Origin of the sequence: Streptomyces rugosispiralis (genome assembly GCF_024505145.1) — a bacterium.
In the GTDB taxonomy this organism is placed as follows: domain Bacteria; phylum Actinomycetota; class Actinomycetes; order Streptomycetales; family Streptomycetaceae; genus Streptomyces; species Streptomyces rugosispiralis.
Genome location: NZ_JANIAA010000022.1, coordinates 60,926 through 81,639 on the forward strand (window position 1 = coordinate 60,926; position 20,714 = coordinate 81,639).

General features: G+C 70.4%; 23 protein-coding genes, 3 tRNA genes and 1 pseudogene. 7 read left to right on the forward strand and 20 right to left on the reverse strand.

Features of this window, described 5'->3' with window-relative positions; translation table 11 throughout:
- Positions 1-269: 269 nt before the first annotated feature.
- The 8 genes from rplL to NP777_RS28075 form a co-directional block, all read right to left on the reverse strand.
- A complete protein-coding gene (gene rplL, locus NP777_RS28040; protein ID WP_256652955.1) occupies positions 270-659 on the reverse strand; it encodes a 50S ribosomal protein L7/L12 in 390 nt (129 codons plus the stop codon).
- 84 nt (positions 660-743) lie between these two features.
- Entirely contained in the window at positions 744-1,307 is a 564-nt protein-coding gene (gene rplJ, locus NP777_RS28045; RefSeq protein ID WP_037952871.1) for a 50S ribosomal protein L10, read from the reverse strand.
- A gap of 275 nt (positions 1,308-1,582) precedes the next feature.
- Positions 1,583-2,416 carry a hypothetical protein gene (locus NP777_RS28050; protein WP_256652956.1) on the reverse strand — a complete coding sequence of 278 codons (834 nt, stop codon included), beginning with the start codon at positions 2,414-2,416 and terminating at the stop codon, positions 1,583-1,585.
- Between the two features lie 207 nt (positions 2,417-2,623).
- Complete coding sequence (gene rplA, locus NP777_RS28055; RefSeq protein WP_256652957.1) at positions 2,624-3,343, reverse strand: 50S ribosomal protein L1; 720 nt, start codon at positions 3,341-3,343, stop codon at positions 2,624-2,626.
- A gap of 95 nt (positions 3,344-3,438) precedes the next feature.
- Complete coding sequence (gene rplK / locus NP777_RS28060; RefSeq protein WP_020869305.1) at positions 3,439-3,873, reverse strand: 50S ribosomal protein L11; 435 nt, start codon at positions 3,871-3,873, stop codon at positions 3,439-3,441.
- A gap of 180 nt (positions 3,874-4,053) precedes the next feature.
- On the reverse strand, positions 4,054-4,890 hold the full coding sequence (nusG, locus tag NP777_RS28065) for a transcription termination/antitermination protein NusG (protein WP_256652958.1): 837 nt from the start codon (positions 4,888-4,890) through the stop codon (positions 4,054-4,056).
- 84 nt (positions 4,891-4,974) lie between these two features.
- Positions 4,975-5,265 carry a preprotein translocase subunit SecE gene (secE, locus tag NP777_RS28070; RefSeq protein ID WP_037952862.1) on the reverse strand — a complete coding sequence of 97 codons (291 nt, stop codon included), beginning with the start codon at positions 5,263-5,265 and terminating at the stop codon, positions 4,975-4,977.
- Between the two features lie 107 nt (positions 5,266-5,372).
- Positions 5,373-5,445, reverse strand: a tRNA-Trp gene (locus NP777_RS28075).
- Between the two features lie 181 nt (positions 5,446-5,626).
- Here NP777_RS28075 and NP777_RS28080 point away from each other — a divergent pair.
- Positions 5,627-6,865 carry a pyridoxal phosphate-dependent aminotransferase gene (locus NP777_RS28080; protein ID WP_256652959.1) on the forward strand — a complete coding sequence of 413 codons (1,239 nt, stop codon included), beginning with the start codon at positions 5,627-5,629 and terminating at the stop codon, positions 6,863-6,865.
- Between the two features lie 232 nt (positions 6,866-7,097).
- Positions 7,098-8,135: an adenosine deaminase gene (locus NP777_RS28085; RefSeq protein WP_256652960.1), complete on the forward strand. Its 1,038-nt coding sequence runs from the start codon at positions 7,098-7,100 to the stop codon at positions 8,133-8,135.
- 6 nt (positions 8,136-8,141) lie between these two features.
- Here the strand turns inward: NP777_RS28085 and NP777_RS28090 are convergent, their stop codons facing one another.
- From NP777_RS28090 to NP777_RS28115, 6 genes are all read right to left on the reverse strand, one after another.
- Complete coding sequence (locus NP777_RS28090; protein WP_256652961.1) at positions 8,142-9,197, reverse strand: UDP-N-acetylmuramate dehydrogenase; 1,056 nt, start codon at positions 9,195-9,197, stop codon at positions 8,142-8,144.
- Positions 9,198-9,363: 166 nt separating this feature from the next.
- Positions 9,364-9,798 (reverse strand): MaoC family dehydratase, encoded by a 435-nt coding sequence (locus NP777_RS28095; protein WP_256652962.1) that lies wholly within the window; start codon positions 9,796-9,798, stop codon positions 9,364-9,366.
- Positions 9,795-10,268: a MaoC family dehydratase N-terminal domain-containing protein gene (locus NP777_RS28100; protein WP_256652963.1), complete on the reverse strand. Its 474-nt coding sequence runs from the start codon at positions 10,266-10,268 to the stop codon at positions 9,795-9,797. Before NP777_RS28100 ends, NP777_RS28095 begins: the two co-directional genes overlap by 4 nt.
- An 84-nt stretch (positions 10,269-10,352) precedes the next feature.
- Positions 10,353-10,517: a 50S ribosomal protein L33 gene (gene rpmG / locus NP777_RS28105; RefSeq protein WP_009715907.1), complete on the reverse strand. Its 165-nt coding sequence runs from the start codon at positions 10,515-10,517 to the stop codon at positions 10,353-10,355.
- An 87-nt stretch (positions 10,518-10,604) separates the two neighbouring features.
- A tRNA-Met gene (locus tag NP777_RS28110) sits at positions 10,605-10,677 on the reverse strand.
- 59 nt (positions 10,678-10,736) lie between these two features.
- Positions 10,737-10,809, reverse strand: a tRNA-Thr gene (locus NP777_RS28115).
- Between the two features lie 228 nt (positions 10,810-11,037).
- On the opposite strand from NP777_RS28115, the gene NP777_RS28120 reads away from it, so the two are divergent.
- Both NP777_RS28120 and NP777_RS28125 read left to right on the forward strand, forming a co-directional pair.
- Entirely contained in the window at positions 11,038-12,318 is a 1,281-nt protein-coding gene (locus NP777_RS28120) for a hydrolase (protein WP_256652964.1), read from the forward strand.
- Between the two features lie 24 nt (positions 12,319-12,342).
- On the forward strand, positions 12,343-13,008 hold the full coding sequence (locus tag NP777_RS28125) for an NAD(P)H-binding protein (RefSeq protein WP_256652965.1): 666 nt from the start codon (positions 12,343-12,345) through the stop codon (positions 13,006-13,008).
- A 32-nt stretch (positions 13,009-13,040) separates the two neighbouring features.
- Here NP777_RS28125 and NP777_RS28130 read toward each other — a convergent pair whose 3' ends face one another.
- Positions 13,041-13,499: a DUF3574 domain-containing protein gene (locus NP777_RS28130; protein WP_256652966.1), complete on the reverse strand. Its 459-nt coding sequence runs from the start codon at positions 13,497-13,499 to the stop codon at positions 13,041-13,043.
- A gap of 494 nt (positions 13,500-13,993) precedes the next feature.
- Positions 13,994-14,839 carry a DUF1206 domain-containing protein gene (locus NP777_RS28135; protein WP_391858590.1) on the reverse strand — a complete coding sequence of 282 codons (846 nt, stop codon included), beginning with the start codon at positions 14,837-14,839 and terminating at the stop codon, positions 13,994-13,996.
- A 174-nt stretch (positions 14,840-15,013) separates the two neighbouring features.
- Here NP777_RS28135 and NP777_RS28140 point away from each other — a divergent pair, with 174 nt between their 5' ends.
- Positions 15,014-16,255 carry an amidohydrolase family protein gene (locus NP777_RS28140; RefSeq protein WP_256652967.1) on the forward strand — a complete coding sequence of 414 codons (1,242 nt, stop codon included), beginning with the start codon at positions 15,014-15,016 and terminating at the stop codon, positions 16,253-16,255.
- Here the strand turns inward: NP777_RS28140 and NP777_RS28145 are convergent.
- Entirely contained in the window at positions 16,252-16,704 is a 453-nt protein-coding gene (locus tag NP777_RS28145) for an MscL family protein (RefSeq protein WP_256652968.1), read from the reverse strand. The genes NP777_RS28140 and NP777_RS28145 overlap by 4 nt on opposite strands.
- 529 nt (positions 16,705-17,233) lie before the next feature.
- On the opposite strand from NP777_RS28145, the pseudogene NP777_RS28150 reads away from it, so the two are divergent.
- Positions 17,234-17,413: pseudogene (locus NP777_RS28150) on the forward strand (glycoside hydrolase family 30 beta sandwich domain-containing protein); the annotation flags it as partial.
- 16 nt (positions 17,414-17,429) lie between these two features.
- On the opposite strand, the gene NP777_RS28155 reads toward NP777_RS28150, so the two are convergent.
- Genes NP777_RS28155 through NP777_RS28165 form a run of 3 tightly spaced genes read right to left on the reverse strand, consistent with a single transcriptional unit; the run spans position 17,430 to position 19,290 of the window.
- Positions 17,430-18,314 carry an oxidoreductase gene (locus NP777_RS28155; RefSeq protein ID WP_256652969.1) on the reverse strand — a complete coding sequence of 295 codons (885 nt, stop codon included), beginning with the start codon at positions 18,312-18,314 and terminating at the stop codon, positions 17,430-17,432.
- A 20-nt stretch (positions 18,315-18,334) separates the two neighbouring features.
- Positions 18,335-18,529, reverse strand: a complete 195-nt coding sequence (locus tag NP777_RS28160; RefSeq protein WP_256652970.1) for a hypothetical protein — start codon at positions 18,527-18,529, stop codon at positions 18,335-18,337.
- The gene (locus NP777_RS28165) at positions 18,526-19,290 is read right to left on the reverse strand and encodes a GntR family transcriptional regulator (RefSeq protein WP_256652971.1); all 765 of its coding nucleotides are present in this window, start codon (positions 19,288-19,290) and stop codon (positions 18,526-18,528) included. The genes NP777_RS28160 and NP777_RS28165 overlap by 4 nt, the downstream gene beginning before the upstream one ends.
- Positions 19,291-19,623: 333 nt before the next feature.
- Here NP777_RS28165 and NP777_RS28170 point away from each other — a divergent pair, with 333 nt between their 5' ends.
- Entirely contained in the window at positions 19,624-20,529 is a 906-nt protein-coding gene (locus NP777_RS28170) for an alpha/beta fold hydrolase (RefSeq protein ID WP_256652972.1), read from the forward strand.
- The last annotated feature ends 185 nt before the right edge of the window (positions 20,530-20,714 follow it).

Genomic DNA, 20,714 nt, shown 5'->3' on the forward strand with positions numbered 1-20,714 from the left:
GGATCGGTGTGACGTCGCGTCCTGAGAATTGCGCGCTGCGTGCCGTTCGTCAAGGCCCCCCACTCCGGCGAGATCGTCACAGGGCGTGGCGACGGGCAACGAAGATCACCCTACCTCCACAAGCCCATAAGGCAATGTAACCGTCACGGGAACGCCGAAGGGCGACCACCCGAACGGGTGATCGCCCCTGGCGTGGAACCGGGCCGCACCGCCGGACGTCCTACGGGCGTGTGGCGGCGCGCCGCGAGGTCATCCGACCTCGCGAGGGGTCACTTGACCTCGACGGAGGCGCCGGCGCCCTTGAGGGACTCGGCGGCCTTCTCGGCGGCGTCCTTGGCGACCTTCTCGAGAACGGGCTTCGGGGCGCCGTCCACGAGGTCCTTGGCCTCCTTCAGACCCAGGGAGGTCAGCTCACGCACGACCTTGATGACCTGGATCTTCTTGTCGCCGGCACCGGTGAGGATGACGTCGAACTCGTCCTTCTCCTCCTCGGCCGGGGCAGCGGCGCCCGGGGCACCCGGGGCGGCGGCGACGACGGCGGCCGGGGCGGCGGCGGTGACGTCGAACTTCTCCTCGAAGGCCTTCACGAACTCGGAGAGCTCGATGAGGGTCATTTCCTCGAACTGCGACAGCAGGTCTTCCTGGCTGAGCTTCGCCATGGTGGCGGTCCTTCCACTAATTCGGCGGGTGGTGCCGGATGTACATGTCGGCGGGCTTCCGGGCCCGCTGCGACCGGGGCCTGATTACTCGGCGGCCTCGGCCTCGGCGGGAGCCGGGGTGTCGGCACCGCCCTGCTCGGCCTGCTTCTGCCGGAGCGCCTCGGCGGTCCGGACGAACTTCGACAGCGGGGCCTGGAAGAGCGCGGCAGCCTGGGACTGCTTGGCCTTCATCGCACCCGCCAGCTTGGCGAGCAGCACCTCACGGGACTCGAGGTCCGCGAGCTTCTTGATCTCGTCGGCGGACAGCGCCTTACCGTCAAGGACACCGCCCTTGATGACGAGAGCGGGGTTGTCCTTGGCGAAGTCACGGAGACCCTTCGCCGCCTCGACCGGGTCACCGGTCACGAAGGCGACGGCCGACGAACCCGCGAACAGGTCGTCGAGCTGGTTGATCCCGGCCTCGTTGGCCGCGATCTTGGTCAGCGTGTTCTTCACCACACGGTACTGAGCGTTCTCACCGAGCGAACGGCGCAGCTCCTTCAGCTGCGCGACGGTGAGACCGGTGTACGCGGTTACGAGAGCCGCGTTGGAGTTGCGGAACTTCTCCCGCATCTCGTCGACGGCTGCGACCTTGTCAGGACTCGCCATGAGCCTCGGCCTCCTTCCGGGTGATGAGGACCGCTTCGGCCTGAAGGAAGGAGACTGACAACGCGAAAACGCCCCGGCGCAGGCGCTCGGGGCGTAACTCGACCGGCACGGACCCACGGCCCGTTCGGGAGTGCAACCTTAAGTCACCTACGCAGGTCGCCCGCAGCTAGCGGATCCTTCAGCCACCGGAATCCCTTGCGGGACACGGCGACAACCAGCGGTCTTTGGCTTCGTCAAGAGATTACGCGAACGGGCCGCGGCCAGGCAAATCGGCTCTACTGCTGGAGCATGTCCTGGAAGTCCACGGTGTCCGAGGAGGACGGCTCGGTGACGGTCACGCTGGTGCCGTAGTCCGAGTAGAAGACCGTGGAGTCGTAGGCGCCGTTGTTGCTCTGCGCCTGCTCACGCTTCTTGACCAGCAGGTTCTCCTCGTCCACCCACAGGTCGATGGTCTCGGTGTCCATACCGGAGGACTCCAGCTGCTTCTGCAGGGCGTCCAGGTCCGACTGGCCGAGCTCCTTGGACTGCATCTTGGCGATCTCGGAGACCTTGACCGTGCCCGTGTAGTGGGTGGCCTTGACGCCCTTCACGTCCTCGCTGCCCACGCTCTTGACCTTGCCCGTGGCGAGCAGCAGCTCCACCGAGCGCGACGGGTTGTTGTTCTGCATCTGGTCCTTCAGGAAGGCGCCCGAGGGGCCCGCCTTCTGGGCCAGCACGTCGTAGTCGTACTTCACCCAGTGCTTGCCGCTGCCCGCCTGGGCGGCGAACTCGTCGCCCATGTTCAGGAACATGGCGTCCGGGGTGTACTTGGCGTCCATCGGCTTGCCCGCGATCGGGGAGGAGGCGATGGCGCCACCGTTCTGGGTGATGGACATGTTGGCCCGGATGCCGTTGGCCCAGTCCATGTCGCCGGACATCTGCGAGTTCTGCTCGCCCATCTTGGTGGTGCCCTCGACCTTGGCCGAGTTCTTCTTGTCCGTCTGCTGCGAGGCGAGCTTGAGCGCCGCCAGCGGGCTCATCGCGGACTGCCCGGACTTGTCGCCGCCGGTCTTGTCGCCGGCCTTGTCACTGTCGGACTTCTCGCTCCCGCACGCGGTGAGGCCGACCATCAGAACGAGACTTCCAGCGGCTATCGCCCATCGCGCACCAACATGAGTACCGCGCACGGCTCCCCCTAGTTTTTATTTCTCTTTTACGTGTACCGCAGAGTGACTCTAGCGGAGGGGACCGACAACGGAAGACGCCGGGCCCCCGCACCATCGACGCGGTGCGGGGGCCCGGCGGTTGCACACCGTGGTGCGCTGATCAGGGGCGCCTCAGATGGCGTCTTCCTCGACCAGCAGGTTGCGGGTGCGGTTGGCGTCCAGCGGGATGCCGGGGCCCATCGTGGTGGTGAGGGTCGCCTTCTTGATGTAGCGGCCCTTCGCGGCGGACGGCTTGAGACGGTTGATCTCCTCGAGCGCCGCGGCGTAGTTCTCCACCAGCCGCGTCTCGTCGAACGAGAGCTTGCCGATGATGAAGTGCAGGTTCGAGTGCTTGTCGACGCGGAACTCGATCTTGCCGCCCTTGATGTCCGTGACGGCCTTGGCCACGTCGGGGGTGACGGTGCCGGTCTTCGGGTTCGGCATCAGACCACGCGGACCGAGCACCCGGCCGAGGCGGCCGACCTTGCCCATGAGGTCCGGGGTGGCGACGACGGCGTCGAAGTCCAGGCGGCCCTTGGACACCTCGTCGATGAGCTCGTCGGAGCCGACGATGTCGGCGCCCGCGGCCTCCGCGGCCGCAGCACGGTCACCGGTCGCGAAGACCAGGACCCGGGCGGTCTTACCGGTGCCGTGCGGCAGGTTCACGGTGCCACGGACCATCTGGTCGGCCTTGCGCGGGTCGACGCCCAGGCGCATGGCGACCTCGACGGTCGCGTCGAACTTGGTGGTGGAGGTGTCCTTCGCCAGCCGGACGGCCTCGAGCGGGGCGTATGCGCGCTCCCGGTCGATCTTGGCGTCCGCAGCGCGGAGGGTCTTGCTGCGCTTGCTCACTCTTGCTCCTGATGTCTGTGGAGTTCGTGGTCCGGGCCAGCGCTTGGCCCTGCCACAGGGGGTCGCGGGGGCTGTCGGCCCGCACGCGCGAGGTGTCAGCCCTCGACCGTGATGCCCATGGAGCGGGCGGTGCCGGCGATGATCTTCTCGGCGGCGTCCAGGTCGTTGGCGTTCAGGTCGGGCATCTTGGTGGTGGCGATCTCACGCACCTGGTCGCGGGTGATCTTGGCGACCTTGGTCTTGTGCGGCTCGCCGGAGCCCTTCTCCACGCCCGCGGCCTTCAGGATCAGCTTGGCGGCCGGCGGAGTCTTGGTCACGAAGGTGAAGGAGCGGTCCTCGTAGACCGTGATCTCCACCGGCACGACCATGCCGCGCTGCGACTCGGTCGCGGCGTTGTAGGCCTTGCAGAACTCCATGATGTTGACGCCGTGCTGGCCCAGCGCGGGGCCGACCGGCGGGGCCGGGTTCGCGGCACCGGCCTGGATCTGGAGCTTGATCAGCCCCGTGACCTTCTTCTTCTTGGGAGGCATGCTCTCTCCGGGTCCTAGTGAGAGGTTGTTCGCCTCCGAACCGGATCATCCGGATGGAGGCATACCGCACAACGATAACGGGTATAGCTGTGCGCCTTAAAACCGAGCAGGTCAGACCGGCCGTAAAAGCCCGTCTGACCTGTTCGGAAGTTCTCGTGAAGAGCCTCAGTCCGGAAGGACTCAGTTCTTCTGGATCTGGTCGAAGCTCAGCTCGACCGGGGTCTCCCGGCCGAAGATCTCCACCAGGCCCTTGACCTTCTTCGAGTCGGCGTTGATCTCGTTGATCGTCGCCTGGAGGGTCGCGAACGGGCCGTCGGTGACCGTGACCGAGTCGCCCACCTCGAAGTCCAGCACCTGGACCTCGACCTTGCGGCTCGGCGCCGGCACGCCGCTCTCCTCGGCGGCGGCCTTGGCGGCCTTCTCCTCGGCCTCGGGGGCGAGCATCTTGACGATCTCGTCCAGGGTCAGCGGGTACGGGTCGTAGGCGTTGCCCACGAAGCCGGTGACGCCCGGGGTGTTGCGGACGACACCCCACGACTCGTTCGTCAGGTCCATGCGGACGAGCACATAGCCGGGCAGCTTGTTCTGCCGGACGTTCTTGCGCTCGCCGTTCTTGATCTGGACGATCTCTTCCTCGGGGACCTCGGCCTGATAGATGAAGTCCTCGACGTTCAGCGAGACGGCACGCTGCTCCAGGTTGGCCTTCACGCGCTTCTCATAGCCCGCGTAGGTGTGGATCACGTACCACTCACCGGGCAGCCCGCGCAGTTCCTGGCGGAGCGCCTCGACCGGGTCGACCTCGACCTCGGCCTCGGTCTCGACCGCTTCGTCCGCCTGGGCCGCCTCGGTCTCGAGGGCGTCCTCGTCCTCGACGCGCAGCGCGTCCTCCTCGGCGGGAACGCCCGCCGAGGCGTCGGCCGCTGCAGCCTGGTCGGAGTCCGCCGCCTCGACGATGTCGAGCTCGTCCTCACGGGACTCGACGGGCTCGGCGGCGTCGTTCAGGTTCGGGTCAGACACTGTGGCTGCTTCTTCCTGGCTTCAAAGGGGGTGGAACGTGCGAAAGGGGCGACGCCGGAACAGCGGCCGCCTTTCGCGAGGGTCTCAGCCAAAGACGTACTTGATGGCGTTGTTGAACCCATAGTCAATCACGGTCACGATGCCGATCATGATGACGACGAAGACGATCACCACGCTGGTGTACGTCGACAGCTGACTGCGCGTGGGCCAGACGACCTTCCGCAGCTCAGCGATGATCTGGCGGTAGAAAAGCGCGAGCCGGCCGAAGGGCCCCTTCTTCGCGCGCTTGCCACCACGACGACCTCGCTTGGTCGTCTCCTCATCCTCGGGACGACCGCTTTCAGGCGTCGCGGTGGAGCCAAGGGCTTCCGTCACTCGTCCTCACCTGAATCCGGGTCGTGGCCGTGCCGCGTCCGGCCCGGCCGCACAGCGGTGCTTGTCCTTGCGTACGCATGCACGCACCCTCATCACAGTGCGTGTAGCAGGGCCGGAGGGACTTGAACCCCCAACCGCTGGTTTTGGAGACCAGTGCTCTACCAATTGAGCTACGACCCTTTGCGGCACTCCCAACCTACCGCATACATCCGGCTGCACGGAGTGTGCGGTCGGATCCGGCTGTTGATCGGCCAACGACGGATGAGTGTACGTGCTTGACGGCCGGGCGTCGAACGAGAAGCGCGCGAAGTCTCCGCAAACCCGTGTGCCACCCATTTCGCCCGTCTGCGACGATGCATCCATGACCGCTGCTACTCCCCCAGTACAGTCCCCGACCGACCGGCGGGTATCGGCCCGGATCGGCTCGATCTCCGAGTCCGCGACCCTCGCCGTCGACGCCAAGGCCAAGGCCCTCAAGGCCGCGGGCCGCCCGGTGATCGGCTTCGGCGCCGGTGAGCCCGACTTCGCCACGCCCGACTACATCGTCGACGCCGCGGCCGCGGCGTGCCGCGACCCGAAGTACCACCGCTACACCCCGGCCGGCGGCCTCCCCGAGCTCAAGGCCGCGATCGCCGCGAAGACGCTGCGTGACAGCGGGTACGAGGTCGAGGCGGCCCAGATCCTGGTGACCAACGGCGGCAAGCAGGCGATCTACGAGGCGTTCGCCGCGATCCTGGACCCGGGCGACGAGGTCATCGTCCCCGCGCCCTACTGGACCACCTACCCGGAGTCGATCCGGCTGGCCGGCGGTGTCCCGGTGGAGGTCGTCGCCGACGAGACGACTGGCTACCGCGTCTCCGTCGAGCAGCTGGAGGCGGCCCGCACCAAGAACACCAAGGTGCTGCTCTTCGTCTCCCCCTCGAACCCCACCGGCGCGGTCTACAGCCGTGAGCAGATCGAGGAGATCGGCCGCTGGGCCGCCGACAACGGGCTGTGGGTGCTGACCGACGAGATCTACGAGCACCTGGTCTACGGCGACGCCGAATTCCACTCGCTGCCGGTCGTGGTGCCCGAGCTGCGCGACAAGTGCATCGTGGTCAACGGTGTCGCCAAGACGTACGCGATGACCGGCTGGCGGGTGGGCTGGGTCATCGGCCCCAAGGACGTCATCAAGGCCGCGACCAACCTCCAGTCGCACGCCACCTCGAATGTGAGCAATGTCGCTCAGGTCGCCGCGCTGACCGCCGTCTCGGGCGACCTGGACGCCGTGGCCGCGATGCGCGAGGCGTTCGACCGCCGCCGCCGCACCATCGTGCGGATGCTGAACGAGATCGACGGCGTCGAGTGCCCGGAGCCGGAGGGCGCCTTCTACGTCTACCCCTCGGTCAAGGGGCTGCTCGGCAAGGAGATCCGCGGCAAGCGGCCGCGCACCACCGTCGAGCTGGCCGAGATCATCCTGGAGGAGGCCGAGGTCGCGGTGGTACCGGGCGAGGCGTTCGGCACCCCGGGCTATCTGCGGCTGTCCTACGCACTGGGCGACGAGGACCTGGTCGAGGGCGTCTCCCGGCTGCAGAAGCTGCTGGGCGAGGCGAGCGCGTAAGGCGCGAGGCACATAAGCGGGTTCCCGGCCATGGCCGGGAACCCGCTTATGTGTTCAGGCCAGTCCTCGTTCGGAGAACGGGCTGCCTGTCCGCAGACCTGTGCGGCAGTATCTGCAGGTGACTCCTCCCCCGAAGGGGCTTCTCACTCGACCGCTGTGTGGTCTCATGACGGACAAGCCCTGCCCGGCGCCCAACGGCACGGAGTGAAGCCTAGCAGTAACGGAGAGTTGATTGGAACGCGTTCGTGATGTCCGCCGCTTGCCCAAAGCGCATCTGCATCTCCACTTCACCGGCTCCATGCGCCCCGGAACCCTCCTCGAACTCGCCGACAAGTACGGCGTCCACCTCCCCGAGGCGCTGAACGGCGGTGAGCCGCCGAAGCTGCGCGCCACCGATGAGCGCGGCTGGTTCCGCTTCCAGCGGCTGTACGACATCGCACGCTCCTGCCTGCGGGAGGCCGACGACATCCGGCGGCTGGTGCGCGAGGCGGCCGAGGAGGATGTGCGGGACGGGGCCCAGTGGCTGGAGATCCAGGTGGACCCCACCTCGTACGCCCCGCGCCTGGGCGGGCTGACCCCCGCCATGGAGGTCATCCTGGACGCCGTCGAGAGCGCCTCCGCGGCGACCGGGCTCGGGATCAGGGTGGTGGTCGCCGCCAACCGTATGAAGCATCCGCTGGAGGCCCGCACCCTGGCCCGGCTCGCGGTGCGCTTCGCGGACCGCGGCGTCGTCGGCTTCGGCCTCTCCAACGACGAACGGCGCGGATTCGCCCGTGACTTCGACCGGGCCTTCGCCATCGCCCGGGAGGGCGGGCTGCTGGCGGCGCCGCACGGCGGTGAGCTGTCGGGCCCCGGCAGCGTGCGGGACTGCCTGGACGACCTCGGCGCGGCCCGGGTCGGCCACGGGGTGCGCGCGGCGGAGGACCCGCGGCTGCTCGCCCGGCTCGCCGAGCGCGAGGTGACCTGCGAGGTGTGCCCGTCGTCGAACGTGGCGCTCGGGGTCTACGAGAAGCCGGAGGACGTCCCGCTGCGCACGCTGTACGACGCGGGGGTGCCGATGGCGCTCGGGGCGGACGACCCGCTGCTCTTCGGCTCGCGGCTGGCGGCGCAGTACGAGCTGGTGCGCGAGCACCACGGCTTCACGGACGCCGAACTGGCCGAGCTGGCACGTCAGTCGGTGCGCGGCTCGGCCGCGCCGGAGGAGGTCCGGACGCGGATGCTGGCGGATATCGACGGCTGGCTGGCGGGCCCTGACTACTCACATGAGTAGTCAGCCTCAGATGCTCACGCCCACCGTCACCGGCTCGTTGACCAGCCGGATCCCGAACGCCTTCTCGACCCCGGCCACCACCTCGCGGGCCAGCGCCAGCAGGTCCTCGGTCGTGGCCTCGCCCCGGTTGGTGAGGGCGAGCGTGTGCTTGCTGGAGATCCGGGCCGGGCCGGTGCCGTAGCCCTTGGTGAAGCCCGCCCTGTCGATCAGCCAGGCCGCGGAGGTCTTGATCAGGCCATCGCCCGCCGGGAAGGCGGGCGGCACGATGTCCGGGCCCAGGCGTTCTGCGACACGGGCCAGGAAGGCGGCGTGGGCGTCCTGGTCGAGCACCGGGTTGGTGAAGAAGGACCCCGCGGACCAGGTGTCGTGGTCCTCGGGGTCGAGTACCATGCCCTTGCCCGCGCGCAGCCCCAGGACGGTCTCGCGGGCGACGGCGGCCGGCACCCGGTCCCCCACCTCGACGCCGAGCACCCGCGCGGTCTCGGCGTACCGGACGGGCGCGGAGAGCCCGCCCGCGTCCTCCAGTTCGAAGCGGACCCGGAGCACCACATGGCGGTCGGGGTCGGCCTTGAAGCGGCTGTGGCGGTAGGAGAAGGCGCAGTCGGCGTTCGGGATGGTGACGACCTCGTCGGCGCGGCGGTCGTAGGCGATCACCTCGGCGATCGTGGCGGAGACCTCCTGGCCGTAGGCGCCGACGTTCTGTATCGGCGTCGCACCCGCGGAGCCGGGGATTCCGGCGAGGCATTCGATGCCCGCGAGCCCCGCTTCGACCGTACGGGCCACGGCGGCCGACCAGTTCTCGCCCGCGGCGAGCTCCAGGCGGGTGCCGTCGAGCGCGAAGCCGCTGGTGGCGATGTGCAGGGCGGTGCCGTCGAAGCCCTTGTCGGCGATGACCAGGTTGCTGCCGCCGCCGATCACCAGCAGCGGGGTCCCGGCCGCGTCGGCCGCACGGACCGCGGCGATGACCTCGTCGTCGGTCGTGGCGGTGAGCAGCCGGTTGGCCGGTCCGCCGAGACGGAAGGTGGTGAGGGGCGCGAGAGGGGCGTCGTGGAGTTCCTGCACGCGCTCAAGGGTACGGGGGCGCCCCCTGGGCTCCTGCCGGCGGCTGCCCCCGGTGTGGGGAATCCGGGGGCCGGCGGGCCTGCGGGCCGTAAGGGGCTCGGACGGACCGCACGCGCTCCGGCGTGCTCTCATCCGCCCGGGGGCCGCATCGGGCGCGGTCGGGGGCTCAGACGAGCCGTACCACGGCGCGGGCCCGGCCCAGCACCTTCTGGCCGGCGCTGGTCGCCGTGATGTCGAGGCGCACCGTACGGGCCTCGTCGTCCAGTTTGGCGGTCACCTTGGCGCCGATCTCGATGACCGCGCCCTTGTCGTCGTTGGGGACCACGACCGGCCGGGTGAAGCGGACGCCGTACTCGACGAGGGCGCCGGGGTCGCCGGCCCACTCGGTCACCACGCGGGCCGCCTCGGCCATGGTGTAGGCGCCGTGCGCGATGACGTCGGGGAGGCCGACCTCCTTGGCGAACTGCTCGTTCCAGTGGATCGGGTTGAAGTCGCCCGACGCTCCCGCGTAGCGCACGAGGTCGGCGCGGTTCACCCGGAACTCGCGCGTCGGCACCTCGGTGCCGACCTCCACGGCGTCATACGAGATCTTGGCCGTCATCTGCTCTCCTCCTCCACCTCTGCGTCAGCGGCGCGGGCCACCAGCGTCGTGAACGACGTCGCTACATGATCACCCGCCTCGTCGTGGACCTCGCCGCGGACGGACAGGATGTCGTTGCCGGCCAGCGACTTGATCGAGTCGATGATCGAGGTGACCCTCAGCCGGTCCCCCGCGCGGACCGGGCGGGTGTACTCGAACCGCTGGTCGCCATGGACCACCCGGCTGTAGTCCAGTCCCAGCTGCGGGTCCTCGACAACCTGCTTCCCGGCCGCCTTGAAGGTGATCGTGAAGATGAAGGTCGGCGGGGCGATCACATCGGGGTAGCCGAGGCCCTGGGCCGCCTCGGGGTCGGTGTAGACCGGATTGGTGTCACCGAGGGACTCGGCGAATTCCCGGATCTTCTCCCGGCCGACCTCGTACGGGGCGGTGGGCGGGTAGGTCCGCCCCACGAACGACTGGTCGAGCGCCATCGGCGCACACCTCCTGCGATTGAATTACCAACGAAACGAGGCCGCCCCCCGCGAGTGGGGGCGGCCTCGAATGAGAGTTTATTGCTATCGCGTCTCACGGTGCGCGGTGTGCGCGTTGCAACGCGGGCAGTGCTTCTTGATCTCAAGACGATCCGGGTCGTTGCGCCGGTTCTTCTTGGTGATGTAGTTCCGCTCCTTGCACTCCACGCAGGCCAGCGTGATCTTCGGGCGGACGTCGGTGGCAGCCACGTGAGTGCTCCTTGACGAACGGACTAGGGGATTAACGCAGAAAGAGTAGCCGATCGAAGGACCGACCCCACAATCGGCTACTGTCAGTAGCGGTGACCGGACTTGAACCGGTGACACAGCGATTATGAGCCGCTTGCTCTACCGACTGAGCTACACCGCTTCGATGCGAGTGACTCCCCGCTCGACCAGCGTAGCGGAACGGGAAGCCTCACACATCAGAGCCCCAATACGGAATCGAACCGTAGACCTTCTCCTTACCATGGAGACGCTCTGCCGACTGAGCTATTGGGGCGAGCGATGAAGACATTACACGGTCGGCCGCCGAAGGTGAAATCCGTATCGGCCCCTCGTCACCCTGAACTCATGCACCACACCGGTACGACTATTCGGCTCCTCCGCGAAGCCGCCCCCACCTCGTCCTAGGCTTCGCTTCGCACCCGCGTGATCTTGGCTGCGCACGCATCCGGCGCGTGCCCGGCGCGTCACCCGTCGCGTGCCCGGCGCGAATCCCAGGAGCGCGATGCCCGAGAGCCAGCAGCAGCCGCAACAGCCGCCCAGGAACGGCGGAGCGGCCCCCGGTGAGCCCACCGCCCTGGTGCTCGGCGGCGTCCGGCTCGCCGACGGGCGCACCGTGGACGTCCGGCTCAGCGGTGGGCGGATCGAGGCCGTGGGCACGGCGGGCAGCCTCGTTCCCGGCACCCGGCTGGACCTCGGCGGCTATCTGCTGCTGCCCGCCCCCGCCGAACCCCACGCCCACTGCGACACCGCCCTTACGGCCGACATGGCGGGCCCGGTCCCGTACGCCCCCGGGGACGTCCAGCGCCGCACCGTCGAGGCCGCCCTGCTCCAACTGGGCCACGGGGCGACGGCGCTGCGCACCCATGTCCGCGTCGGCGGGGTGCACGGACTGCGCTCCCTGGAGGCGGTCCTGGAGGCCGGCCGTGCGCTGCGCGGGCTCACGGAGGTGAGCGCGGTGGCGGTGCCCAGGGTGCTGACCGGCGCCGCCGGGGCGGACGGTCTGGCGATGCTGCGGGACGCGGTGGGGATGGGCGCGTCGGTCATCGGCGGCTGCCCCGACCTCGACCCGGATCCGACCGGCCACGCCGAGGCGGTCCTCGACCTCGCCGCGCGCCACGGCTGCGCCGTCGATCTGCACACGGACGGTGACGACCCGGCCCGCCTCGCCCGGCTCGCGGCGATGGCCGGGGGCCTGCGGCCGGGCGTCACGATCGGCCCCTGCGGCGGGCTGTCCCGGCTGGCCGCGGAGACGGCGGGGAGGATCGCCGAGCGGCTGGCGGCGGCCGGGGTGACCGTCGTCTGCCTCCCGCAGGGCGACTGCGCCGGGCTGGAGCACCAGGGCAGGCGGGGGGCGCGCACCCGCGCCTGCGCGCCGGTGCGGCTGCTGCGCGCCGCGGGCGTCCGGGTGGCCGCGGGCAGCGGGGCGCTGCGGGACGCGGTGAACCCCGTGGGGCGCGGCGATCCCCTGGAGGCCGCCTTTCTGCTGGCGTCCCGGGGCGAATCGCGGCCGGAGGAGGCGTACGAGGCGGTGTGCGCGCGGGCGCGGGCCGCGATGGGGCTCGCCGAGGTGCGGGTGGAGGCCGGATTCCCGGCGGAACTGCTCGCGGTGCGCGGGGACGGCCTCGCCGGGGTGCTCTCGCTCGCGTACAGCAGGGTCGTGGTGCACCGGGGGCGGGTGGTGGCCCGTACCAGCGCGGTGCGGGAGTACTGCGACTCGGCGGCCGCGGCGGCGCTGGATCTGCCCCGGCAGGCGCGGCCGCAGAGCGGCGGCGAGCAACAGTAGGCCGCACGGCGTACGGTCGGGATCATGCGCATTGTCATCGCTGGTGGACATGGACAGATCGCGCTGCGGCTGGAGCGGCTGCTCACCGCGCGCGGAGACGAGGTGGCGGGCATCATCCGCAAGCCGGAACAGGCGGGCGACCTGCTGGCGTCGGGCACCGAACCGGTCGTCTGCGACCTGGAGTCGGCCTCGCTGGAGGACGTGGTCAAGCATCTGGAGAACGCGGACGCGGCCGTCTTCGCGGCCGGGGCGGGCCCCGGCAGCGGTGCCGCCCGTAAGGACACCGTCGACCACCGGTCCGCGGTGCTCTTCGCGGACGCGGCCGAACGGGCCGGGGCCCGGCGGTTCCTGATCGTCTCCTCGACCGGCGCCTCCCACGAGCCGCCGCCGGACACCGACCCCGTCTTCGCCGCCTATCTGCGCGCCAAAGCCGCGGCGGACGACGACATCCGCGCCCGGGACGGCCTCGACTGGACCGTGCTGCGCCCGGGCCGGCTGACGAACGACCCGGGCACGGGCCGGGTGAAGCTGACCGAACGCGCCGGCCGCGCCGAGATCACCCGCGACGATGTGGCCGCGGTCCTGGTCGCTCTCCTGGACGAGCCCCGTACGGCGGGCCGCACGCTGGAGCTGATCAACGGCGACACGGCGGTGGCGGACGCGGTGGGGGCGGTCGCCGGGCAGGGGTGAGGAGCCGGGGCGGTCCGGCCCGGCCCGGCCCCTCAGAAGTCCACCCGGGCCGGGGCGTCGGCACGGGCCACGGACTCCTGGGCGTACTGCCGCTCGTACGCCGTCCGGATCCGCTCGATCCGCGGGTCCTGCGTGTCCGCCTCGGACGCCGGGTAGAGCAGGATCACCTCGTACGAGCGCTCCCGCTCGATCGTCCCGTTCTCGTCCCGCCACTGCCCCCGGCCGTCGTGGATCGTCAGGCCGGCGGGGAACCGCGGGGTGACCTGCCGGTCCACGAAGGCCAGGAACTGCTTCTCGGTGACGGGCGGCCCGCCGTCGGGGCGCTCGGTGCCGAAGAAGAGCCGGGTCTCGACGTAGGGCTTGCCGCGGCCCACGGCGCCGGAGGCCGCCGCGGCGGGCGGGTCGTCCAGCGCGGCGTACGCGGCGACGGGGGTGGCGGCGGCGAGGACGAAGGCCGCCCCGACGGCGGCGAGACGGACGCGTGGCTTCATGGTCGGCATCGTCCGATCGTCCCGGCGCCGGGGACCTCCGGGAAGAGCGCCTTACGGTGCGCGTTACGTGCGAGGCGCGGGGCGCGTACGTGCGAGGCGGGGGACGCGTACGTGCGAGGCGGGGGACGCGTACGTGCGAGGCGGGGGACGCGTACGCAGGAGGCGCGGGACGCGTACGTGCGAGGCGGGGGACGCGTACGTGCGAGGCGGGGGACGCGTACGCAGGAGGCGCGGGACGCGTTCCTGCGGGGCGCGGGACGCGTACGTGCGATGCGCGGGACGCGTTCCTGCGGGGCGCGGGGCACGGTCGTGCGAGGCGCGGGACGCGTACGTGCGGGACGCGTTCCTGCGAGGCGCGGGGCACGTTCGTGCGAGGCGCGGGGCACGTTCGTGCGAGGCGCGGAGGCCGGCCCGGCCCGGTGTCAGGCGGCAGCGGCCCGGCCCGGGACCACCGTCGGAGGCCCGCCCCGGGACCGCGCGGCCCGGAGCGTCGCTCAGACCCTGCGCCACCGCGCCAGCGCGAACGAGAACACCCCGAAGAGCGCCAGCCCCAGCGCCACCGCCATCAGCAGCCAGGGCCCCGCCGCCGTCCCGGCGAAGGTCCGCAGGGTGTCGTCGATGCCCTTCACCTTGCCCGGGTCGTAGCGCACCGCGGCCGTGAGCGCGAAGCCGCCCGCCACCGCGAACACCGCCCCGCGGGCCACCCCGCCGCAGATCCCGAGCGCCTCCACGGCCCGCCGCGTCCGCCGGGACATCGCGCCCGCCTTGAGGTACTTGCGGAAGCCGCGCCGGATCGCCCGTACCGCGATCCACACCCCCGCCACCGCCACCGCGGTCCCGGCGGCGGCGACCAGCCACCGGCCGTACGGCAGGTCGAGCACGCGTGCCGTCACGTCCTTCGACTGCCGGTCGCTGGAGCCGCTGCCCTGCTCACCGGCGGCGAAGGAGAGCACCGAGTACGCGACGACGCCGTAGAAGACCGCGCGGGCCGCCCCCGCCAGCCGTTTCCGGGCCGCGCGCCCGTCCGGCCCCGCGGCCCCGAAGACCGCCTCGGACAGCCGCCACAGCGCCATGCAGACCAGCCCGACGCCGACCGCCCAGACCAGCGCCGCGCCGAACGGCTGCTCGGCGAGTGTCTGGAGCGCCCCGCCCCGGTCGGCCTGTTCGCCGTGGTCGCCCGAGGCGATGCGCAGCGCCAGGACGCCGATGAGCAGATAGAGCACTCCCCGGGTGGCCAGCCCCCAGCGGGCCGCCGCCTCGATGGCCCGGGTGCCCGCCTCGCGTGAGGTGCGTGTGCGCGTTGCCGAACCCAATCCGCGTGCGATCGACGATGCGTTCACCGTTTCCTCCCCAGTTGTCGCTCATCGTTTGCCCTGGACGTACGTGCGGAAACGGGACTTTCTCTTGTTGGTTGAAGCGATCCGCCCTACTCTGCCGCCAATCGAATCTGACGAACCGTCAGATGAAGGGGAACGGACAGGCCCACCACCAGGAGACCGGGGAGAGATGGCGAGATGACCGGCGAGACGAACGGCACCACCGAGCTGCCCCTGGTCATCAGCGTCGATGACCATGTGATCGAGCCCGCGCACCTCTTCGAGACCTGGCTCCCGGCCAAGTACCGGGACCGCGGCCCCAAGCCCCTCACGGCCGGGATCGGCGAACTGGCCTATATCGGCGGCAAGTACAAGTTCACCACCGACCCGGACGGCCAGCTGACCGACTGGTGGCAGTACGAGGGCGACCTCTTCCCCTACAAGCGGATCATCGCCGCCGTGGGCTTCTCGCGCGACGAGATGACCCTGGACGGCATCACCCGCGAGCAGATGCGCCGCGGCTGCTGGGACCCCAAGGACCGACTCGCCGACATGGACCTCAACCATGTCGAGGCGTCACTGTGCTTCCCGACCTTCCCCCGCTTCTGCGGCCAGACCTTCGCCGAGGCGAAGGACAAGGAGGTCGGGCTGGCGTGCGTCCGCGCGTACAACGACTGGATGGTCGAGGAGTGGTGCGGCGACAGCGGCGGCCGCCTCATCCCGCTCTGTCTGATCCCCCTGTGGGACGTCGACCTCGCCGTCCAGGAGATCCGCCGCAACGCGGCCCGCGGCGTCCGCGCGGTGACCTTCAGCGAGATCCCCACCTACCTCGGGCTCCCCAGCATCCACAGCGGCTACTGGGACCCGTTCTTCGCCGAGTGCGAGGCCACGGGGACCGTCGTGTGCATGCACATCGGTTCCTCCTCCCAGATGCCCGCCGCCTCCCCCGACGCCCCGCCGGCCGTCCAGGCCGCGCTGAGCTTCAACAACGCCATGGCGTCGATGATGGACTTCCTCTTCAGCGGCGTCCTGGTCTCCTTCCCGCGCCTGAAGCTGGCCTACGCCGAGGGCCAGATGGGGTGGATCCCCTACGCCCTGGAGCGCGCCGACGACGTCTGGGAGGAGCACCGCGCCTGGGGCGGCGTCCGCGACCTCATCCCCGAGCCGCCGTCCACGTACTACTACCGGCAGATCTTCTGCTGCTTCTTCCGCGACAAGCACGGGGTGGCCTCGCTGGACACGGTCGGCGTGGACAACGCCACGTTCGAGACCGACTACCCCCACGTCGACTCCACCTGGCCGCACACCCGCCGCATCGCCGCCGAGCATGTGGCCGACCTCTCCCCCGAGACCACGTACAAGATCCTCCGCGGCAACGCGATCCGGATGCTGGAACTGGACCTCGACCGCCGCGGCCAAGGGCGCGGCGGCTGCGGCTAAGGGCGCGGCGGCTGCGGCGGCTCGTTCGTGCGCGGCTGGTCAGAGGCGCAGTAGCGGCACTTGCGCGCCGCCTCGGGGATGTCCTCGGCGAGGCACTCCGGGCAGGTCTTGAGCGGGCCCGGCTCCCCGAAGACCTCCGCGCCCCGGCGGCGCTGGGTGTACTTGTACGGCACGACGATCAGGAAGTAGATGACGGCCATGAAGATGACGAAGTAGATCAGGGCGGAGATGAACGACCCGATGTTGAGGTAGGTCGAGGTGTTCCCCTGGGCGCCGAGCTGCCAGCCCAGCCCGACCGATTTGCCGCCCTGGAGCCGGGCGATGATCGGATTGATCACGGAGTCGGTGAACGCCTTGATCAGCGTCGAGAACGCCAGCGCTGTGACCAGGCCGACGGCGACAACGATGACATCACCGCGCATGAGGAAGTTCTTGAAGCCCCTGAGCACGATCCGCCCTCTCTGTCCTGATACGGGGGAATCACCACCCTAGGAGCGGTCTTACGGAGCCCACGGCGCGCCACACGGACCACCGCCCGTACGGCGGCAGGTCCGGCACCGGCGGAAGCCGCGCCGGCCGCGAGCCCGCCCGCGCGGTGAACGGCGCCGCCTTTCCGCGATGACTTAAGCCATGCGATGAAATAAGCCGTGCCGCGAGGATTGACGTCCTTCGCCCGGCCTTGAATCATTCACATCACCGAGCACCGTGACCACACCGGCGCTCCGGTGCGACGTGGCCGTGGGCATACCGGCCACCGGGCTCACGCTTCCCCCTCACGGCCGTGACCGCACCGGCCGACCCTGTCCGCACAGGAAGGCATCGACTTTAATGAGACCTGTCAGGACCCTGACAAGATCGATCTGCCACACCGCGCTCCACCCTGATGGGCGCCCTCGCGGCGGTCGCGGTGGCCGTCGGCCCCTGGCCGGCTTCCCCAGCGGGCGCCCAGGCGGCCCACACCGGCTCGGCCTCGGCGACGCCAGCTCGGCCGTCCCGAACGTGGCCTGGAAGAACCCCGACGGCTCCAAGGCGCTGATCGCCTACAACGACACCGGCGGCCAGCAGACGCTGAAGGTCAACTGGGGCGGCCAGTCCTTCGCCTACCAGCTCCCCTCCGGGGCCTCCGCCACCTTCACCTGGACCGGCAACCACTCGTAACCGCGGCGCCAGGGGTTCAGCCGGGTCCGTCGCCGGCGGCCGCGAGGAGTGGCACCACCAGATCGCTGATCGGCGTCGGGATGCCGTGGGCCCGCCCGCGGCGCGACACGACACCGTTGCGGGTGTCCCATTCGAGCGGCCGGCCGGCTTCGCGGTCGGCGAGGATGGAGGTGCCCATATCGGCCGGGTAGGACCGGAAGCCGTCAACGATCTCTCGCGGCACGTCGTCGCTCAGTACCGCGCCCTCGGCTCGGGCGACCTCGAGGCACTCCCGCAGATAGGCCAGAGACAGCTCGGCGATATCGGCCCTGGCGAACATGCCGGAGCGGCGGCCCGTGAGGACCATCAGCCCGGCGACCGCGTTCTGCAGCAGCTTGCGCCACGCCACAGAGGTGAAGTCCATGGCCAGGTCGACCGAACACCGAGTGCCGCGCAGAGCCTCCAGCGCCACACGCGACGCCGGAGCGTCCGGCAGGGTGAGGCGCGCTTGGCCGCGCAACCACACCGAGCCGTCGGACCGCGCCTGGGCGGGGAACCACACGACCGAGGGGATCACCCGGGCGCCGGAGAGGTGGGGCGCGACCATCGATACCTGCTCGACGCCGTTCTGCAGAACACAGACGACGGTGTCCGCACCGCATAATCCCGTCAGCCACGGTGCCGCCGTCTCGATCTGCGTCGACTTGACGGCGAGGAAGACGAGGTCGACCGCTCCGGCGGCCCGCGCCGGGTCGATCCGCACGGGCCCCGGCACGACGACGCGGTCCTCGCCCACGCGCAGTTCGAGGCGTTCACGCGCGGTGCGGCCACAAATCCTCGGCGTACGGCCGACCTCGTGCAGCGCCGCCGCCACGGTCGTGCCGATCGCGCCCGGCCCCACGACCGCGACGGTCGGATCCATCGGCATCATCGTCTCCCCCGTCACCGGGAGGGCCTGGCCGCTGCCCGGGGAGCGGGCCCAGGCGGTCCGGTGAGGAGTCCGCGTAGCTCGCTCATCGGCCGCGCGGGAGCGACGAGCTCCGTCCAGGGATACGTCTCTGCGCTGCCGGAGCGGCCCTCGTCGATGGTGGTCCCGGCCATGTCGAACACGGCGAGGTCGATGCGTGGGGCGGTCATTCGGGGCTCCTCGTGGATCCGGGTGGCGTGCTGCGGACCAGGGGCGTCCGCATGTCGGGGGCGTTCTGGATGGTGAACGCGACCTCGGTGGGCAGATAGCGGTCGTCGTGGTACTCGATGACCACGCCCTCGGCGTTCGTCGTAGTGCGGCGTTGCCGGAGCAGCGGCGAGCCCTCGGGGACGCCCAGCCACGCCGCGTCGACCGCGTCCGCGGCGACCGCGTCGATGACGTGCGACGCCGCCGCGAACACCACGCCGCGGGACCGCAGGAACTCCCACTGCGATCCGGCGTCCGAGTCGAACTCGAACAACAGCCGGCCGACGGATTCGACGTACAGGGCGCGCTCGAGCATCGTCGGCACGTCGTCCAGCGTCCGCAGCCGCAGCCCCCGCACCACCATGGAGCCCTCGTCGAGCCGCAGCGCGGCCGCGGCCTCCGAGCCGGCGATGCGCAGTCCCAGTTCCAGCGTGCGCTGCCCGGGGACCCGACCGAGCGAACGCGCCCATGACGAATAGGACATCAACGTGTCGAAGGGCTGACCGACCGCGTCGGCGCGGACGGTCGAGCGCCGTCCGCGGCTACTGGAGATCACTCCTTCCGCGCGCAGCGTCGCCAGCGCTTGACGCACCGGCGCCCGCGAAGCGTTCCACTCCGCGCACAGTTCCGCCTCCGACGGCACGGGCTGTCCGACGAGAAGCTTCCCGCTGCGGATCCGCTCCCGGAGACTTTCCGCGATCGCAGCGTGCAGGGCCATGGTCATACCGGCATCGTCACATGTACGTACACGTTGATCAAGCCTCGCTTGTACTCGCACCGGCGCAGAGCGTCCGTGCGGTGAACACGAATCAAAAATTCCGTCGACAGCCGGGCTCTCACTTGCGCCTCGCCATTCGCCATGCCCAATCTACTTGGCATGACAAGTTTGCCGCGGGGACCGGCATCGCCGCCGCGCCCAGCAGGTGATCGGGTTCGCGCCGTGCGCGGCAGCCCTGGCCGCGGTCACCTTCGGACCGGTCGGCGCGTTCATCGGCGCACCGCTGGTCCCGTCGCTTGCCGCGGACGTCCCTCCCCCACGGCAACTCAGGAGCGCGAAATGAACCAGCACCCCGTCGAAACGGTCACGACGAGCGATCTCGAGATCGCCTACGAACGACACGGGCGCCCGGCCGCCCCTCCGGTCGTCCTTCTGCATGGATTTCCGTACGACGTACGAAGCTACGACGGAGTCGCCCGGATCCTCGCCGCGGCAGACGCCGAGGTATTCGTTCCGTACCTCCGCGGGTTCGGCCCCACCCGCTTCCGGCGCCCCACGACGATCCGGTCCGGCCAGCAGGCAGCCCTGGCCGGCGACCTCGTCGCGATGATCGAGGCCCTCGGCCTCGACCGCCCGGTCGTCGCGGGGTACGACTGGGGCGGACGCGCCGCGACCATCACCGCGATGCTCCGCCCCGACCTGATCACGGGACTCGTCAGCGTCGACGGCTACAACGTCCACGACCTGGCCACCAGCGGCGCCCCGACACCACCGGACCAGGAACGGAAGCTCTGGTACAACTACTACCTTCACTCCGAACGCGGCCGCCGCGGGCTCGAACGACACCGCGAGGCATTCGCCCGCCTGCTCTGGCAGGAGTGGTCGCCCGGATGGGACTTCACGGACAAGGAATTCGCCGCGACCGCGCCCTCACTCCATAATCCCGACTTCGTGGCCGTCGCCGTCCACTCCTACCGGCACCGGTTCCAACTCGCCACGGGCGCGCCGGAATACCAGGCCGACGAGGACCGCATCGCGGCACTGCCCCGGATCCGGGTCCCCACCATCGCCGTCAGCGCACTTGACGACGGGCTCCGCGCGCCGAAAACGACCGCCGAACACGCCGCGCGCTTCCCCCACCTGATCGACGACGTACGCCTTCGCGTCGGCCACAACCCGCCCCAGGAGGCACCGGAGGAATTCGCGGACGCGATCGCCAGAATCCGCTTCGCTCACGGAGAGTAGACCCGGGTCTCGTCGCGATACAGCTCGACCAGGTCGATCTCCACGGCCCGCGAGCCCACGGAGCCGATCAGCACGGGGCGACCCCGGCGGGCCGGGCGACCACGGCGCCCGCAGCACACGGCCGAACCCCGGGGCCGGCCATGAACGAAAACGGCCCCCGACCGCGTTTCCGCAGCTCGGGGGCC